The sequence below is a fragment of the Nocardioides sp. NPDC127503 genome, assembly GCF_040302165.1.
Lineage (GTDB): Bacteria > Actinomycetota > Actinomycetes > Propionibacteriales > Nocardioidaceae > Nocardioides.
Map to the genome: position 1 here is coordinate 272133 of NZ_JBEORH010000002.1, position 16175 is coordinate 288307.

A 16175-nucleotide genomic window follows, 5' to 3' on the forward strand; every position below is an offset into this window, starting at 1 on the left:
GCGCACGCGGCAGACTTTGCACCATGCTCGAACCGACCGACCTCACCGCGCGCGCGATCGCGGCGCTGCGTACCACCTTCGGCGCCGAGGCCACGGTGGTCGGGAGGGCGCCAGGACGGGTCAACCTGATCGGTGAGCACACCGACTACAACGCCGGTCTGGTGCTGCCGGTCGCACTCCCCCACGCCACCTATGCCGCGGCTGCGCCGCGCACCGACGGCGTCATCCGGATCGCCTCGGGCCAGGAGCCGGAGCCGTTCACCGGCCACATCGACGAGCTCGGTCTGGAGATCGAGGGCTGGGCCGCGTACGTCGCGGGCGTGCTCTGGACGCTGCGCGAGGCCGGCCTGCTGACCGGTGGCCTGGACATGCACCTGGAGTCGTCGGTCCCGCTCGGCGCGGGCCTGTCATCGTCGGCGTCGGTCGAGTGCGCCACCGCGGTGGCGGCCCTCGGCATCGCCGGCCGGGCCCTCGACGAGGACCTGCAGCGGGCTGTCGTCGCTGCCGGGATCCGGGCCGAGACCGAGGTAGCCAAGGCGCCGACCGGCGGGATGGACCAGTCGGTCGCGGTCTTCGCCGAGGCCGGCGGGGCCCTGCTGATCGACTTCGACTCCGGTGCTCACCGCAACGTCCCGCTCGCCCTCGGCGAGCGCACGATCCTCGTCACCGACACCCGGGTCAAGCACCAGCTGACCGATGGCGGCTACGCCTCCCGGCGCGCCCAGTGCGAGAAGGCCGCCGCCGACCTCGGGCTGCGCTCGCTGCGCGAGGCCACCCTGGACCAGGTCGAGTCGCTCGACGACGAGGTCGTACGCCGCCGCGCCCGCCACATCGTCACCGAGATCGCCCGTGTCGAGCCGACCGTGACCGCGCTCGGTGGCGGCGATTGGGCCGCGATCGGTGAGCTCTTCGCCGCCTCGCACGCATCGATGCGCGACGACTTCGAGATCTCCGTCCCCGAGCTCGACCTGGCCGTTGCGACCGCGGTCGACGCCGGCGCCGACGGGGCCCGGATGACCGGTGGCGGCTTCGGCGGCTCGATCGTCTCGATCCTTCCGGCTGACGCCGTCGAGGCGGTCAGCTCGGCCATCGACAAGGCCTTCGCCGCGGCCGGCTACGGCGCCCCGGGGCACCTGATCGCCAGCCCGTCGGCGGGCGCGATGTTCACCGAGGCGATGTCCTGAGCCTGTCGAAGGGTAACTCGGTGAGCTCGCACTGACTTCGTGGAGTTCGACGAAGTCAGTGGCCGCTGACCGAGTTACCTCGGTCAGCATCCGGTGCGCCGCACTGACTCAGACCAGACCTGCCTCGGCGAGCATTCGAGTCGCGGTGCCGGTCGCGGCCTGACGGGCCGCGCGGAGCAGATCGACATCGGTCTCGGTACGACCCGGGATCGGGTCGGCCGCATCGGGCGCGAACGTGAGCGTGTGCACGCCCGCGTAGCTCCCGGCCCTCATCTCCGCGACCGTGGCCCGGTAGCGGTCCGGCCGGCTGTGGTAGAGGTCGCCGAGCTCGGGGTTGACCCGGCGCAGGTAGCGCTCGATGACCCGGTCCGCCGGGCCGTAGGCAGGCGCCGTCCCGAACGGCCGGGTCGCCAGCACGATCGCGTGCGTCGCCCCGAGCGCCGCCGCCGCGGCCACCGGCACCGGTTCGACCAGCCCGCCGTCGAGCCAGCGGCGGCCGCGTACGGTCACGGGGAGTCCTCCGGCCAGGGGCAGCTGGCTCGAGGCGATCACCGAGTCAGCGAGGTCGGTGGCGTCGGTGAAGTCGGTGAGCGGGACGGCCTTCGCGGTGACCACGTCGGTGGCCACCGCCGCCAGCCGGGGCGCCCCTTCGCGCAGGGCGAGCGACCACTCGAACAGCTCCGCCGAGCGCGAGGTGATCCCGCGGGTGTCGACCATCGACTTGCGCCGCAGCATCCGCCCGGCGCCGATGTACTCGGGCGAGGCGAAGACCGAGGCGTACGACTCGCTGAAGGCGCCGATGGTCCCGGCCGCCACCGCGGTCGCGTTGGCGGCGCCGGCCGAGGTGCCGACCACCAGGTCGACCGCATCCACCAGGCCCTGGTCGGCGAGCACCGCGGCCATCGTCGCCGACAGCATCCCCCGCATCCCGCCGCCCTCGATCACGAGCGCCAGCGTCGCCTCATCATCACTGTTCCCGCTCAGACGGGACCGGAGCAGCTCGACCACTCCCGATTGCAATGCGTCCACATCTGGATTGTGAACCTACCGACGAGTAGGACGTGGCAGCGGGTCACTCCGACACGCACGGACAGGGGCGCAGGTCACACGTTCGCGGCGAGCCAGGACCCCAGGTCGCGGGCGGAGCGGTCGACGACGTTGGCCCAGTCGAGCGCGGTCTCGTCGGCGTTGTCCGAGACGTGCTTGACGACGCGAGCCGGAACTCCGGCCTCCCGGGAGGCCCAGGCGACGGCGAAGGCCTCCATGTCGACCAGGTGAGCGCGCTGGGCGAGCTCGGCGCGTACGACCGTGTCGGTGACGAAGAGGTCGCCGGTCGCGCAGACGATGTCCGACTCCCCGACCTCCAGCGCGTCCTCGACCGGGTGACCCAGCGCCCGGATCGCGGCGGACGAGAAGTCGTGGTTGAGCACGGTGCCGACCTCGTAGGTGCCGGTGTGGTTGTCGCGCAGCGCACCGCAGGAGCCGATGTTGACGACCTGTCGGATGGACTTGTCGGACGCCAGCACACGCGAGACGGCCGAGGCGGCCGCCACCTTCCCCATCCCGGTGATCACCACCTTGAGTCCGGAAGGAACATGGGCCGCCTCGGCCTTCGTCGCTGACACCACGAGTACGCTCATGGCGCCGAACCTTACTGACCTACTTGAGCTCCGCGGACGAGAGCCCGAGGACCCGTCGCGCCACGATCAGCTGCTGGATCTGCTGGGTGCCCTCGAAGATGTCGAGGATCTTCGAGTCGCGGGCCCACTTCTCGAGCAGCTCACCCTCGGAGTAGCCGATGGTGCCGGCCAGCTCGACGCAGGACAGCGTCACGTCGGAGCCCATCCGACCGGCCTTGGCCTTGGCCATCGAGGCTTCCTTGGAGTTGGGCTGGCGGTTGTCGGCCATCCAGGCGGCCTGGAGCATGAGGAGATAGGCACCCTCGTAGTCCGACTCGAGCTGGATGAACTTCGCCGCGGCCGCCGACTGCAGGTGAGCAGGCCGGTCGTAGTCGATCTCCACGCCGGCCTTCTCGAGCAGGTCGCGGGTGTAGTCGAGCGCAGCGCGGGCACAGCCGACTGCCATCGAGGCGACCAGAGGCCGGGTGTTGTCGAAGGTGGCCATCGCACCGGCGAAGCCCTCCTTGACGTTGATCTCCGGGTTGCCGAGGAGGTTCTCGGCAGGCACCCGGCAGTCGGTGAAGGTGATCGTGGCCGTGTCGGAGGCCTTGATCCCGAGCTTGTGCTCGAGACGCTCGACCTTCATCCCCGGCGTGCCCTTCTCGACCACGAACGACTTGATCGCGGCCTTGCCGAGCTCCTTGTCGAGCGTCGCCCACACCACGACCGCATTGGAGCGGTCACCGGAGGTGACGAAGATCTTCTCGCCGTTGAGCACGTAGTGGTCGCCGTCGAGGGTGGCGGTGGTCTTGATGTTGGCCGAGTCGGAGCCGGTGCCGGGCTCGGTGATCGCCATCGAGGCCCAGATGCCGTCGAAGCGCTCGTGCTGCTCGTCGTTGGCGACCGACGCGATGGCCGAGTTGCCCAGGCCCTGGCGCGGCATCGCGAGCGTGAGACCGACGTCGCCCCAGCACATCTCCGAGACGGAGAGGACCGAGGACATGTTGGCGCCGTTCTTGACCTTGCCGTCGTCGGGCTTGGAGTCGCGGCGTACGCCGGTGGCGCCCGCGCCCTCGCCCTGACCGGACTCGGACAGGCCGTCGGCCATGGCAGCGAGCATGTCGAGCTCGGTGGGGTACTCGTGCTCGGCCTTGTCGTACTTACGCGAGATCGGTCGCAGCATGTTCATCGCGACCTGGTGGACCTGCTCGCGCAGCGGCTTGAGCTTCTTGGGGTCTTCCAGATTGATGGCCATCAGACCAGCACCGTGCCTTCCATGATCCCGATCGCACGCAGGTCGCGGTACCACCGCTCCACCGGGTGCTCCTTGACGAAGCCGTGACCACCGAGCAGCTGGACGCCGTCGAGGCCGATCTGCATGCCCTTGTCGGCACACAGCTTGCGAGCCAGCGCGATCTCGCGGGTCGCGTCGATGCCCTGGGCCACCCGGCTGGCGGCCTTATAGGTCACCAGCCGCATCGCCTGCAGCTCGATCGCGATGTTGGCGACCATGAACGCCACCGACTGGCGGTGGGCGATCGGCTCACCGAAGGCCTCGCGCTCCTTGACGTAGGGCGTCACGTAGTCGAGGACGGCCTGGCCGACGCCGATGGACAGCGCGCACCAGGCGAGGCGGGAGAGCCGCACGGCCTCGGTGTAGGTCGAGCCGTCGGTCTCACCGAGGACCGCCGCGGCGGGGACCTTCACGTCGGTCAGGGTCAGCTTGGTCAGCGAGGCGGCGCGTACGCCCATCGCGGGCTCGGACTCGATGGTGATCCCGGGGGTCGAGGACTCGACCAGGAAGAGGGTCGGCTTGCCGTCGAGGCTGGCGCCGACGACGAACAGCTCGGCCTCGGCGCCACGAGCGACCAGCGACTTGGTGCCGTTGAGAGTGAACCCGTCGGCGGTCTTCGTCGCGGTGGTGGCCGGCGACAGTACGTCGAAGAGGACCTTGTTCTCGTTGAGCGCGAACGCTGCGGCCGGAACCGATCCCTCCGTGAAGGCCGGCAGGTAGGTCTGCTGCTGCTCGTCGGTGCCCCACAGGCCGAGCGCGGTCGCGACCGAGCCGGGCGCGAGGGCGGCGACGGCCAGACCGAGGTCGCCCTTGGCGAGCGCCTCGGCGACCAGGGTGCCGGCGACCGCGGAGCGGGTCTCGGAGATGCCGCCGAGCTCCTCGGGGACACCCAGGATCGGCAGGCCGATCTCCAGGCTCGACTTGAGGAGCTCATCCGGCGCAGCGCAGGCCTCGTCGGCCTCGGCCGCTGCGGGACGTACGACCTCCGCGGCGAACTCGGTGACCACGTCGACGAGCATCTGCTCGTCCTCGGTCGGGGTCAGGTCGAAGACGCCCTTGGGGATGGCGTTGGGCACGCGTACGCCCGGGGCGCCCTGCTTGCCCTTCTTCTTGAACGCACGGCTGGTCGCCGCCATCGTCTTGAACCCGCTGCGGGTCACCGTGAAGACGACCTGCTCGGTCTGCTTGCGGACACCGAGCCGGTCGAGCGCAGGGCTCTGCGAGAGCTTGCGCAGACCGGCCACGGCGAACCCGATCGGGTCACGCGACTCGCCGGACGGGACGCCGTTCGCGATCCCGCCACGTAGGCCTTGGAGGATACTCATGGGTAGAACTGTAACTGGGAGTTACAACGCGGTCTACACTTCTGGGTGGTGATGGCGGTAACAAACGACGCACGTCTTATTTATAGGCTTGGCACATGGCCGACTCCTCGCTTGAATCCCGTGCTCCGCTCGCGCCCCACGGCGCCCTGCCCGAGGGCGGGAAGGTGCGGCCGATGACACGCTGGGGCACCCCGGTCATGCACCGGCCCAAGAAGAAGGTCGAGGTCTTCGACGCCGCGCTGGCCGAGCTGGCCGCCGACATGGTCGCGACGATGTACGCCGCCGAGGGCGTCGGCCTGGCCGCCGACCAGATCGGCGAGGACGTCGCCATCTTCGTCTTCGACTGCCCCGACGCCACCGGGCAGCGCACCGTCGGCGTCGTCTGCAATCCGGTCCTGACCCTGCCCGAGGGTGACGACCGCCAGCTCGACGTCGACCTGGAGGGCTGCCTCTCATTCCCCGGCGCCTTCGTGGACTGCGCGCGCCCCGACTGGGCCGCCGTCGACGGCCTCGGCCTCGACGGGGAGCCGGTCCACTTCGAGGGCAACGGCCTGCTGGCCCGGTGTCTCCAGCACGAGACCGACCACACCAACGGCACCGTCTTCGGCGACCGCATCTCCGCCAAGGCGCGCAAGAAGCTCACCAAGGAGCACGACCGCCTGGCCAAGGACTTCCCCGCCGACTGGCCTGCCGGGGACTCGACCGCCGACTAGGACATTCGGTCGACGACGTACTCGGCGATGGCGAGGCTGGATGTCGCGGCCGGGCTGGGCGCGTTGCGCACCGAGGTGATGCCGTCGGCCTGGTGGATGACGAAGTCGTCGACCAGCGAGCCGTCGCGCTCGACTGCCTGGGCCCTCAACCCCAGGCCCGCACGGGTGACGTCTGGCGCGCCGATCTCCGGCACATAGCGCTGGGCCTCACGCATGTAGGCCTGCTTGGACAGTACGCCGCGAAGCTCGGTGATTCCGGTGCGCCAGTGCTCGGCCGCGAACCGCCAGAACCCCGGCCACGCCAGCGTGTCGACGACATCGCGCGGAGTGAGCGACGTCCGCCCGTAGCGCTGGCGACTGAGCGCCAAGAAGGCGTTCGGGCCGACCTCGAGACCACCGTTCACCCGACGGGTGAAGTGCACACCGAGGAACGGGTAGCGCGGATCGGGCACCGGATAGACCATGCCCCGGATGAGATCCTGCTTCGCCGCGCTGACCTGCATGTACTCACCGCGGAACGGGATGATCCGGGGCGCCTTCGGACCGCCGGTCAGCTCACCGAGCCGATCGGACTCCAGGCCACCGCAGACGACCAGGTGGTCGACCCGGGTCCGGCCCACCGGCGTCTCGACCTCGATCCCGCCCGTGACACGGTGGATGCCGGTGACCTCCTCGCCGAGGCGTACCTCTCCCCCGGCTTCCTTGACGCTCCGGCCGAGGGCCTCAGCGACGGCGACGTAGTCGATGATCGCCGTCCGCGGCGAGTGGAGGGCGGCCAGCCCCGCCGCGTACGGCTCGATCTCCGTGATCTCCTCCGGGCCGACGCGCCGCAGACCCGGCACGCCGTTCTCGGTGGCCGTCTTCTCCAGCGCGTCGAAGCGCCCCATCTCGGACTCGTCGACCGCGACGACCAGCTTGCCGCACTCCTCGAACGGGACCTGGTGCTCGGCAGCGAACTCCTTGAGCAGATCACGGCCCCGCGTGCAGAGCTGCGCCTTGAGACTGCCGGGGCGGTAGTAGATCCCGGCGTGGACCACTCCCGAGTTGTGGCCGGTCTGATGGGCCCCGAGCCTGGTCTCCTTCTCGAAGACGATCACCGTCTCGGCCGGGCGGCGGCGCAGGATCTCCCGCGCCACCGCCAGCCCGACGATCCCGCCGCCGACGACTCCGATCGTGGTCAACGCGCCTCAGCCCCGGAGAGCAGCTCGCGGACCTGCATGGTGGCTCGGCATGCCGCGGCACACTTCCCCGCCCACATCAGCGCATCTTCGAGGGTGTCGACGTCGACGATGATGAAGCCGCCGAGGTGCTCCTTGCTCTCCGGGTAGGGACCGTCGGTGACCACGCCGGCCTCGTCGACGGTCCAGGCGTCCTCGAGACCGCCCTTGATCCCGCCGCCGAAGACGAACACGCCCGCCGCCATGGCCTCGCGCGTCATCGCCGAGGATGCTTCGGCGATGTCGGCCACGTCCTCGTCGCGGTAGTCCACCGCCTCGTCGCGGAACGAGATCAGATACTTGGTCATCTACAACCTCCTGTTTCGGGCAGCGCTCGTCGCCACCCCTCACTCGCTCCACGAACGGGCCCAGCCACTTTCGACCGATCCTCGGGAAGAACGTACGCCGCAGCTGCCCTCATCGCGCCCAGAACGCGGCGAACTTCTCGGCAAGGCGAAGGCCCTGGTGATGGCCGGCCCGAGCCGCGGGCGGTCGCGTGGCCGGGTTCATCATGTTGTCACCGAAGGCCTCTCGCGAGCCGGCGTCAGGGAGGATCGTCTCCACCCTGCTGCCGCCCGCTCGCAGCTCGTCGACCTGTGCGGAGAGATCGCTGCGCCAACCGGCCGGGTGCCGGGTCCTGCCGCCGAGCGGCGAGAGCACGAGCACCCGCTCGCAGCCCGCGGCCAGGTCGGCGTTCTCGCTCGACCGCCGGTAGCCACCGTCGACGTAGTGACGTGCACCGATCGTGTACGCCGGGCCTCCCGCGCAGCTTGCGGCGACCGCGTCGACCAGGTCGACGCCGCTGTGCCGGTCGAGCTCGACGGGTTCACCGCTGTCGGCGTCGACCGCGGTGAGGAGGATCGTGCTCGGTGGCCATTCTTGGCTGGGCAGCCGGGCGGAGACCGTCTGCCGCCAACCCTCCTGTCCGGCCGCTCCGACGGCCGCGGCGAGCTCGATCGCGTCCGCGCCGATCCGGCGCCGCATGTCGGCCAGGTCCGCCGACGCCTCGATGATGGCGTTGGTCCGCTCGAGATGGGTTGACGAGATCGGACGGAATCCGCGAGACCCGGTCGGAGGCTGGAGCGGGGCTGCCGAGAGGATGGCGGCGAGAAGATCGGCTGGGCTCGACCCGCAGATCTGCGCCGCGGCCGTCGCGCCGGCGGAGGTGCCGATGATGAGATCGGCATCGGTCACATCGAGCCCGCCGTCGTGGAGGCCGGCGATGACACCGATCAGCCAGGCATTGCCGGCCGATCCGCCACCGCCGAGGACGAGTGCGCGCTCGCTGATGGGCTGGGTTCTCGTGTTCATGGGAGTCGCCTTTCGAAAAGGTTCCGCAGGCGCTCCCGCGGCTCAGCCCGGAGTCGGGCTCAGCCGCACGATCGTGGCTGGCGGGGAGCACCCGCTGTGGACGTTGCGTACACGGGTCTCACCTCCTGCCGTCGGATCACGATCGCGACGACGCTAGCACGGGACACGGCGCGGCTCACTCCGATTACCGTCACGATCGGGGGTCTGTGCCTTTACGGTGAGCGAGTGATGAAGACCTGGTCGATCCTGCGCCTCACCATGGCCGTGCTGATCCTCGCCGCGATGGTGGCGGAGTTCCGGGGAGCGATGGGCACCACGCCCGCCGAAGGCTCCAGCATGGCGACGGTGGTGGTGAACTACTTCAGCTACTTCACGATCGAGTCGAACCTCTTCGCGGCGGCGGCGCTCATCGCCGCGGGGGTCTGGGCGCTGACCCGCAACACCCAGGAGCCCACCTGGCTCGCGGTGCTGATGGCGGCGGCGACGACGTTCATGGCGATCACCGGCCTGGTCTACAACCTGCTGCTGCGCGGTCTCGTTCCGGCCGCGTTCCCGTGGGCCAACGAGATCCTGCACCTCATCGGCCCGCTGTTCCTGGTCGTCGACCTCTTCGTCGCTCCCCCGCGACGCCGACTGCTGTGGCGCGCGGTCGGCGTGATCATCGCGTTCCCGGTCGTATGGGCGGCCTACACCCTGATCCGCGGCGATCTCGTCGTGAGTCCCCTCACCGGCGACCCGTGGTGGTATCCCTACCCGTTCCTCAACCACCACCTGCAGGGTGGCTATCCCGTCGTCATCGCGTACGTCATCGGCATCGCCGCGGCGTTCACCCTGGTCGCCTGGGGCGTCGTCGCCGTCGGGCGCCGGCGGTCCCCCGAGACGGCCTCCGCCGATGACGAGGACGGTGCCGGGCTCAGGCCTGTCTGATCATCCAGCGCTCAGGCGCGGGCAGCGGCTCCCAGCCGTACTTCGCGTAGAGCTCGTGCGCGTCCTCGGTGGCGAGCAGGGTCCGGCGGATGCGGTAGGGCTCGAGGTCGGCGAGGATGCCCTCGAGCAGCAGCGTGCCGATCCCCTGGCCGCGTATGCCCGGGTCGACGATCACGTCGCACAGCCAGGCGAAAGCGGCGAAGTCACTGACCACGCGGGCGAAGGCGACCTGGTTCCCGGCCGCGTCGTAGACGCCGTAGCACCGCGAGCCCTTGTTGGCCGCGTCCTGCACCTCCCGCGTGCGGTCGCTGGCCCAGTAGGACTGCGCGATCATCCGGTGCACCCAGTCGGGGTCGATCCGGCTCTGGTCTGCGGAGAAGGAGTACGCCGCGGGCCTCTCGCTCGTCGCCGGCTCCGAGCTCAGCAGGCCGAGCAGGTCGTCCGGCTCGGGCTCGGGCCGCGCGACCTGCGGCGCGACGGCAGGTGCCTCGACGGCTCCGGCGAAGCCCGGACCGGGGTCCGGCGTACGACCCGCCTGGTAGGCCAGGGCGGCGCCGTTCGCGAGCTTGTCGGCAGCCTCGTTGAGCACGTGTCCGGAGTGGCCCTTGATCCACTCGAACCGGACGTTGCGGCCCTGCATCGCCGCGTCGAGATCCTTCATGATCTCGACGTTGAGGACGGGCTTCCCGTCGGCCTTCTTCCAGCCCTTGCGCTTCCAGCCGGCCATCCACTTGGTGACCGAGTTGATGACGTACTTGGAGTCGCAGTAGATCAACAGCGGCTCGCCGGTGTGCGCCGTCTGCCGCAGCAGGTCGAGGACCGCGGTCAGCTCGCCCTGGTTGTTGGTCCCGTGCGGCCAGCCGCCACAGGCCCAGGTGAACTCGTCCACATACCAACCCCACCCCGCGGGCCCCGGGTTCCCGAGCGCCGACCCATCAGCAGCAGCCACAATCGTCACGCGCCCATCCTGCCAGCCTCGCGCCGCCAGACTCCGAGCGGTCACTTCCTGACCGCGAAGAGTCAGTTTCTGACGCCGAAGAGTCAGTCTTTGACCGCGGGAGGTCGATTCTTGGAGTCGAATGGCTCGCGGGGCGTTCCCTGGCCGCTTACTGTCCACAAGCTGTGCTCGGGACGCAGTTATCCCCAGGGACCTGTAGCGAGCTCCAGACTGTCGGAGCCCACGCTCAGGCTGACGTCATGACCACCCTCACGGTTCCCGACAGCCCTTTCAGCCTCGCCGACGCCGCCGAGATCGGCCTCAGCGCAGACGACGTCTACCGCATGATCGACGACGGAGTCGTACGCCGCGTGGTGCAGGGTGCGTTCGTCCGCGCGAGCGCCCCCGACACGACCCCAACTCGCGCCGCGGCGGTCGCTCGCGTCGTCGCGCCCCATCACGTCGTGATCGACCGCACCGCGGCGCTCATCCACGGAGTCGACGCCCTCACCTACGCCGAACTCGACCTTGATGTGGACCTCGAGACTTGTGCCCTGCGCGGGCACACCCGGTCACGGCGTACGGGAGTCGACGGCCACACCCGGGACCTGGTCCCAGCCGACATCATGGAGATCGGGGGCGTCACGGTCACCGTCCCGATTCGAACAGCCTGCGACCTCGGATGCAACCTCCATCGGCGCGAGGCGTTCGCGGCGATGTGCGCGCTAGCCCGAGAGCACGGGCTGGTGACGGCTGACTTCCTGCGCATGCTGCCGCGCTACCGCGGGCGCCGGGGCGTACGACAGCTCAAGGCGCTCGCCCCGTTGGTCGAACCTCGGGTCGAGTCAGCGCGGGAGGCTTGGACTCTCCTCGCAATTCACGATGCGGGGCTGCCGTCGCCCAAACCACAGTTCTGGATCGAGATCGACGCGGTACCGACGTACCGCCTCGACTTCGCCTATGAACATGCCCGCGTATGCGTCGAGTACGACGGTGTCAACGCACACGACCTGACCGCCGACCAAAGGAGGTACGACGCCGAGAGACGCCGATGGTTGCGGGACCATGACTGGACCGTGATCGTCGTACGTCGAGGCGACTTCACTGCTGACAACCTCGATCGCTGGCTGCGCGAACTCCGCAGCGCCCTCCGACCAGCGATGTCGAACCGTCGCTGGTGACCCACCGTTGGTCAGATGCCGCCGGGCTCAACCGCAGGATCGACTCTTCGCTCTCAGATATCGACCTCTCGGCGTCAGATTTCGACTTCTCGGCGGAGGTTAGGGGTTGACGCGCGGGCCGGAGGCCGTTGAGCCCCTCACCACCAGCTCGGGGTGGAAGACGAACTCCGAATGCGGCGTTCCGGTGCCGGCGATCTCGTCGAGAATGGCGCGGACGGCGGCCTGGCCCATCGCGTGGACGGGCTTGCGGACGGTGGTCAGCGGCGGGTCGGTGAAGGCGATGAGCTGGGAGTCGTCGTAGCCGACCACGGAGACGTCCTCGGGGACCCGCAGGCCGCGCGAACGGGCGGCACGGATGGCGCCCAGCGCCATCATGTCGCTCGCGCAGACGATCGCGGTGAAACCCTCGTCCAGGAGCTCGGAGGCCGCGGCCTGGCCGCCTTCGAGGGTGAAGAGGGAGTGGCGGATGTGGCCCTTCTCGATCTCCTCGGCGCTCAGGCCGAAGCGGTCGGCCATGGTCGCCACGAAGCCCTCGATCTTGCGCTGGACCGGGACGAAGCGGCGGGGACCGACGGCCAGGCCGATCTTGGAGTGACCGAGCGTGGCGAGGTGGGTGACCGCCAGCTGCATCGCCTCGCGGTCGTCGGGCGAGATGAACGGCGCCTTGACCTCGGGGGTGTAACCGTCGAGAAGGACGTACGGAACGCCCTGGGCGCGCAACTTGTCGTAGCGCGTCATGTCGGCGGTGGTGTCCGCGTGCAGACCGGAGACGAAGATGATCCCGGTGACGCCGCGGTCGACGAGCATCTCGGTGAGCTCGTCCTCGGTCGAGCCGCCGGGGGTCTGCGTGGCGAGCACCGGGGTGTAGCCCTGCCGGGTCAGCCCCTGCGCGATGACCTGCGCGAGCGCGGGGAAGATCGGGTTGTCGAGCTCGGGCGTGATCAGTCCGACCAGCCCCTCGCTGCGCTGGCGCAGCTTCACCGGGCGCTCGTAGCCGTGGACGTCAATCGCCGCCAGCACCGCCTCCCGCGTGGCCGCGGCGACCCCGGGCTTGCCGTTGAGGACGCGACTGACCGTCGCCTCACTCACGCCCGCATGGGCCGCGATGTCAGCAAGACGGGCAGAGGCTGGTGTTATGGGCACGGTCACATCATGCCCCCTCCCTACACGGCCTGCAAGAACTTTCAGCAAGTTTGCAACTTTTGCTGAAAGACTCTTACATTCTCCTCGACGCGGGGTTACCTTCGTCACACCACCGGGCGGATTCCTCGCCCGGCCCCATATCGAAGGAGAACTCATGCGACGTGGCATCGTGGCCACCGCAGTGGCGGCATCGCTCGCCCTCGCGGCAACGGCATGTGGCGGTAGCAGCGGCGACAGCAGCGACGGCCCGGTCACCATCACCTGGTGGGACACCTCGAACGCAACCAACGAGGCGCCGACGTACCAGGCCCTCGTCAAGGACTTCGAGAAGGCCAACCCGGACATCAAGGTCAAGTACGTCAATGTGCCGTTCGACCAGGCACAGAACAAGTTCGACACCGCGGCCGGCGCCAGCGGCGCTCCCGACGTGCTGCGCGCCGAGGTCGGCTGGACCCCTGCGTTCGCGCAGAAGGGCTTCCTCGCTCCCCTCGACGACACCGCGGCACTCGAGGAGAAGGACGCCTTCCAGCCCAACCTGATCAAGCAGGCCGAGTTCGACGGCAAGACGTACGGCGTCCCGTTCGTCACCGACACCCTCGCGCTGGTCTACAACAAGGCGCTCTTCGAGAAGGCCGGCATCACCGAGGCCCCCACGACCTGGGACGAGCTCAAGGCTGACGCCGCGACGATCAAGTCCAAGACCGGTGTCGACGGCTACTGGGGCTCCACCTCCGCCTACTACGCGCAGCCGTTCCTCTACGGCGAGGGCACCGACACCGTCGACGCCGAGGCCAAGAAGATCACCATCTCCTCCCCGGAGGCCAAGAAGGGCCTGACCACCTGGCAGGGTCTCTTCAGTGGCGAGGGCCTGCACAAGGCGGACACCACCGCCGACGCGTACGCCCATATCCAGGACGCGTTCGTCAACGGCAAGGTCGCCGCGATCATCCAGGGTCCCTGGGAGATCACGAACTTCTACAAGGGCTCGGCGTTCCAGGACAAGAACAACCTCGGCATCGCCACCGTCCCGGCCGGCTCGACCGGCGAGGCCGGCGCTCCGACCGGCGGTCACAACCTGTCGATCTACGCCGGCTCGGACGAGGCGCACCAGGAGGCCTCGGCGACCTTCGTGAAGTTCATGACCTCGGCCGACACCCAGGCCCAGATCGCGCTGAAGAACTCCACGCTCCCCACCCGCGACGACGCCTACACCGACGAGGTCAAGGCCGACCCGGGCATCGCCGGCTTCCAGACGGTGCTCCCCGCCGCCCAGCCGCGACCCGAGCTGCCCGAGTACTCCTCGCTGTGGGGTCCGATGGACCAGGAGCTGCCGAAGATCGCCTCCGGCGCCGAGACCCTCGACAAGGGTCTGGCCACGCTGGACACGGCGTTCGCCGACCTGCTGCCCGAATTCTCGAAGTGAACCTGAGCCAGGAAGACCACGTCATCCGATGACTCTGACAGCACCAGCGCCCGCCGCCGAGACCCCGCGGTCTCGGCGGCGGGCGCCCCGCCCCCTCCAGCGCGCGCGAGACTCCTACCGCCGCTACTGGTACGCCTACGCGATGGTCGCGCCCGTCGTGATCGTGCTCGGCGTGCTCGTCGGCTACCCGCTCCTGCGCGGCTTCTACCTGACCCTGACCGACGCCAACAGCCTCAACTCGGCACGCACCATCGGCGTCAACACGATCGACGCGACGTACAAGTTCATCGGTCTGGACAACTACGCCGAGATCCTGTGGGGCCCGGCGGCCTATGACCGCTTCTGGTCCCACTTCGTGTGGACCATCGTCTGGACCGTCACCTGCGTCGTCCTGCACTACGTGATCGGCCTCGGCCTGGCGATGATGCTCAACCAGCGGCTGCGCGGGCGCGTGGCGTACCGGCTGCTGCTGATCCTGCCCTGGGCGGTGCCGACGTTCGTCACCGTCTTCGCCTGGCGGATCATGCTGGCCGACGCGGGCGTCATCAACTCGATGCTCGACACGATCGGTCTCGCCCAGCCGAGCTGGCTCGAGGACCCGACCTGGCAGCGTACGGCCGCGATCATGGTCAACACCTGGTGCGGCGTGCCGTTCATGATGCTCTCCCTGCTCGGCGGGCTGCAGTCGATCGACGAGAACCTCTACGAGGCCGCCGAGATCGACGGCGCCAACGCCTGGCAGCGGTTCCGCCACGTCACCCTGCCGGGGCTGTCGTCGGTGAGCTCGACCGTCGTGCTGCTCGGCGTGATCTGGACCTTCAACCAGTTCGCGATCATCTTCCTGCTCTTCGGCAACACCGCGCCGGACGCGCAGATCCTGGTCACCTGGGCCTATCGACTCGGTTTCGGGCAGCAGCCTCGCGACTTCGCCATGTCGGCGGCGTACGGCGTGCTCCTGCTCGCGATCCTGATCGTCTTCACGTCCTTCTACTACCGGTGGTTGAAACGCAATGACCAGCTCGCCTAGCCTCAACGCGCCCGTTACGAAGCACCGCCGCCGCGGAGAACTCGGCCCGGTCGCGCGGGTGGGCACGCACGTGACGCTCACGGTGGCGTCGCTGATCGCGCTGTTCCCCATCGTCTGGCTCGTCTACCTGTCCCTGGGACCGGACAAGGACGACTATCTCCACCCCGGCGGGATCTTCGCGAAGGCGACGCTGGACAACTACTCGTTCGTGCTGACCAACACCGCCTTCTTCAACTGGCTGTGGTCGACGCTGGTGGTCGCGGGTGGCACGACCCTGTTCGGCGTGATGTCGGCGGCGACGACCGGCTACGCGGTCTCCCGGATGCGGTTCCCGGGTCACCGGCCGCTGATGTGGGTCCTGCTGCTGACGCAGGCGTTCCCGATCGCGGTGCTGATCGTGCCGATGTACGAGATCTTCTCCCAGCTCCGCCTGGTCGACTCGCACATGGGCCTGATCCTGGTCAACTGCACCACGATCGTCCCCTACTGCTCCTGGCTGCTGAAGGGCTACTTCGACACCATCCCGGTCGAGCTCGATGAGGCCGGCATGATCGACGGACTCACCCCGTTCGGCACCTTCTGGCGGCTGATCCTGCCGCTGGCTCGGCCGGGTCTCGCGGTGGCCGCGTTCTACGCCTTCATCACCGCCTTCGCGGAGGTCGCGTTCGCCTCGACGTTCCTGCTCGACGACTCGAAGTACACCTTCGCGGTCGGGCTGCAGAGCTTCGTCAGCGAGCACGACGCGCAGTGGAACCTGATGGCTGCCACCGCGGTCCTCATCGCCATCCCCGTCACCGTCTTCTTCTATCTCGTCCAACGACACGTCGTCACCGGTCTGACCGCCGGCGGCGTCAAGGGCTGAAAGGTTTTCTGT

Annotated in this window: 16 protein-coding genes; 7 read left to right on the top strand and 9 right to left on the bottom strand. The window is 69.0% G+C overall.

Annotation, left to right across the window (positions count from 1 at the left end):
* The first annotated feature begins 23 nt into the window (after window positions 1-23).
* Window positions 24-1184: a galactokinase gene (gene galK, locus ABTW65_RS05310; protein WP_350658904.1), complete on the top strand. Its 1161-nt coding sequence runs from the start codon at window positions 24-26 to the stop codon at window positions 1182-1184.
* Window positions 1185-1292: 108 nt separating this feature from the next.
* Here galK and ABTW65_RS05315 read toward each other — a convergent pair whose 3' ends face one another.
* The 4 genes from ABTW65_RS05315 to ABTW65_RS05330 form a co-directional block, all read right to left on the bottom strand.
* The gene (locus ABTW65_RS05315; RefSeq protein WP_350658905.1) at window positions 1293-2213 is read right to left on the bottom strand and encodes a patatin-like phospholipase family protein; all 921 of its coding nucleotides are present in this window, start codon (window positions 2211-2213) and stop codon (window positions 1293-1295) included.
* A 74-nt stretch (window positions 2214-2287) separates the two neighbouring features.
* Window positions 2288-2824 carry a nucleosidase gene (locus ABTW65_RS05320; protein WP_350658906.1) on the bottom strand — a complete coding sequence of 179 codons (537 nt, stop codon included), beginning with the start codon at window positions 2822-2824 and terminating at the stop codon, window positions 2288-2290.
* A gap of 19 nt (window positions 2825-2843) precedes the next feature.
* Window positions 2844-4058 carry an acyl-CoA dehydrogenase family protein gene (locus ABTW65_RS05325; protein ID WP_350658907.1) on the bottom strand — a complete coding sequence of 405 codons (1215 nt, stop codon included), beginning with the start codon at window positions 4056-4058 and terminating at the stop codon, window positions 2844-2846.
* Window positions 4058-5422 (bottom strand): acyl-CoA dehydrogenase family protein, encoded by a 1365-nt coding sequence (locus tag ABTW65_RS05330; protein WP_350658908.1) that lies wholly within the window; start codon window positions 5420-5422, stop codon window positions 4058-4060. Before ABTW65_RS05330 ends, ABTW65_RS05325 begins: the two co-directional genes overlap by 1 nt.
* Window positions 5423-5517: 95 nt before the next feature.
* Between ABTW65_RS05330 and def the strand changes: the two genes are divergently transcribed.
* Window positions 5518-6135 carry a peptide deformylase gene (gene def, locus ABTW65_RS05335; RefSeq protein ID WP_350658909.1) on the top strand — a complete coding sequence of 206 codons (618 nt, stop codon included), beginning with the start codon at window positions 5518-5520 and terminating at the stop codon, window positions 6133-6135.
* Here def and lhgD read toward each other — a convergent pair.
* The 3 genes from lhgD to ABTW65_RS05350 all read right to left on the bottom strand — a co-directional run bounded on the left by lhgD (window position 6132) and on the right by ABTW65_RS05350 (window position 8663).
* The gene (lhgD, locus tag ABTW65_RS05340) at window positions 6132-7316 is read right to left on the bottom strand and encodes an L-2-hydroxyglutarate dehydrogenase (protein WP_350658910.1); all 1185 of its coding nucleotides are present in this window, start codon (window positions 7314-7316) and stop codon (window positions 6132-6134) included. The genes def and lhgD overlap by 4 nt on opposite strands.
* On the bottom strand, window positions 7313-7660 hold the full coding sequence (locus ABTW65_RS05345) for a YciI family protein (protein WP_350658911.1): 348 nt from the start codon (window positions 7658-7660) through the stop codon (window positions 7313-7315). Before ABTW65_RS05345 ends, lhgD begins: the two co-directional genes overlap by 4 nt.
* Before the next feature lie 109 nt (window positions 7661-7769).
* Window positions 7770-8663: a patatin-like phospholipase family protein gene (locus ABTW65_RS05350; protein WP_350658912.1), complete on the bottom strand. Its 894-nt coding sequence runs from the start codon at window positions 8661-8663 to the stop codon at window positions 7770-7772.
* A 228-nt stretch (window positions 8664-8891) separates the two neighbouring features.
* Between ABTW65_RS05350 and ABTW65_RS05355 the strand changes: the two genes are divergently transcribed.
* A complete protein-coding gene (locus ABTW65_RS05355; RefSeq protein WP_350659268.1) occupies window positions 8892-9590 on the top strand; it encodes a Pr6Pr family membrane protein in 699 nt (232 codons plus the stop codon).
* On the opposite strand, the gene ABTW65_RS05360 is transcribed toward ABTW65_RS05355, so the two are convergent.
* Window positions 9577-10548 carry a GNAT family N-acetyltransferase gene (locus ABTW65_RS05360; protein WP_350658913.1) on the bottom strand — a complete coding sequence of 324 codons (972 nt, stop codon included), beginning with the start codon at window positions 10546-10548 and terminating at the stop codon, window positions 9577-9579. The genes ABTW65_RS05355 and ABTW65_RS05360 overlap by 14 nt on opposite strands.
* A 239-nt stretch (window positions 10549-10787) precedes the next feature.
* Between ABTW65_RS05360 and ABTW65_RS05365 the strand changes: the two genes are divergently transcribed.
* Window positions 10788-11708, top strand: coding sequence for a DUF559 domain-containing protein (locus ABTW65_RS05365; protein ID WP_350658915.1), 921 nt, complete (start codon window positions 10788-10790; stop codon window positions 11706-11708).
* Window positions 11709-11807: 99 nt separating this feature from the next.
* On the opposite strand, the gene ABTW65_RS05370 is transcribed toward ABTW65_RS05365, so the two are convergent.
* On the bottom strand, window positions 11808-12797 hold the full coding sequence (locus ABTW65_RS05370; protein WP_502890546.1) for a LacI family DNA-binding transcriptional regulator: 990 nt from the start codon (window positions 12795-12797) through the stop codon (window positions 11808-11810).
* 208 nt (window positions 12798-13005) lie between these two features.
* On the opposite strand from ABTW65_RS05370, the gene ABTW65_RS05375 reads away from it, so the two are divergent.
* The 3 genes from ABTW65_RS05375 to ABTW65_RS05385 are packed head-to-tail and all read left to right on the top strand — an operon-like array spanning window position 13006 to window position 16163.
* A complete protein-coding gene (locus tag ABTW65_RS05375; RefSeq protein WP_350658917.1) occupies window positions 13006-14274 on the top strand; it encodes an extracellular solute-binding protein in 1269 nt (422 codons plus the stop codon).
* Window positions 14275-14302: 28 nt separating this feature from the next.
* Window positions 14303-15301, top strand: a complete 999-nt coding sequence (locus ABTW65_RS05380) for a carbohydrate ABC transporter permease (RefSeq protein WP_350658918.1) — start codon at window positions 14303-14305, stop codon at window positions 15299-15301.
* Entirely contained in the window at window positions 15285-16163 is an 879-nt protein-coding gene (locus ABTW65_RS05385) for a sugar ABC transporter permease (RefSeq protein WP_350658919.1), read from the top strand. The genes ABTW65_RS05380 and ABTW65_RS05385 overlap by 17 nt, the downstream gene beginning before the upstream one ends.
* The last annotated feature ends 12 nt before the right edge of the window (window positions 16164-16175 follow it).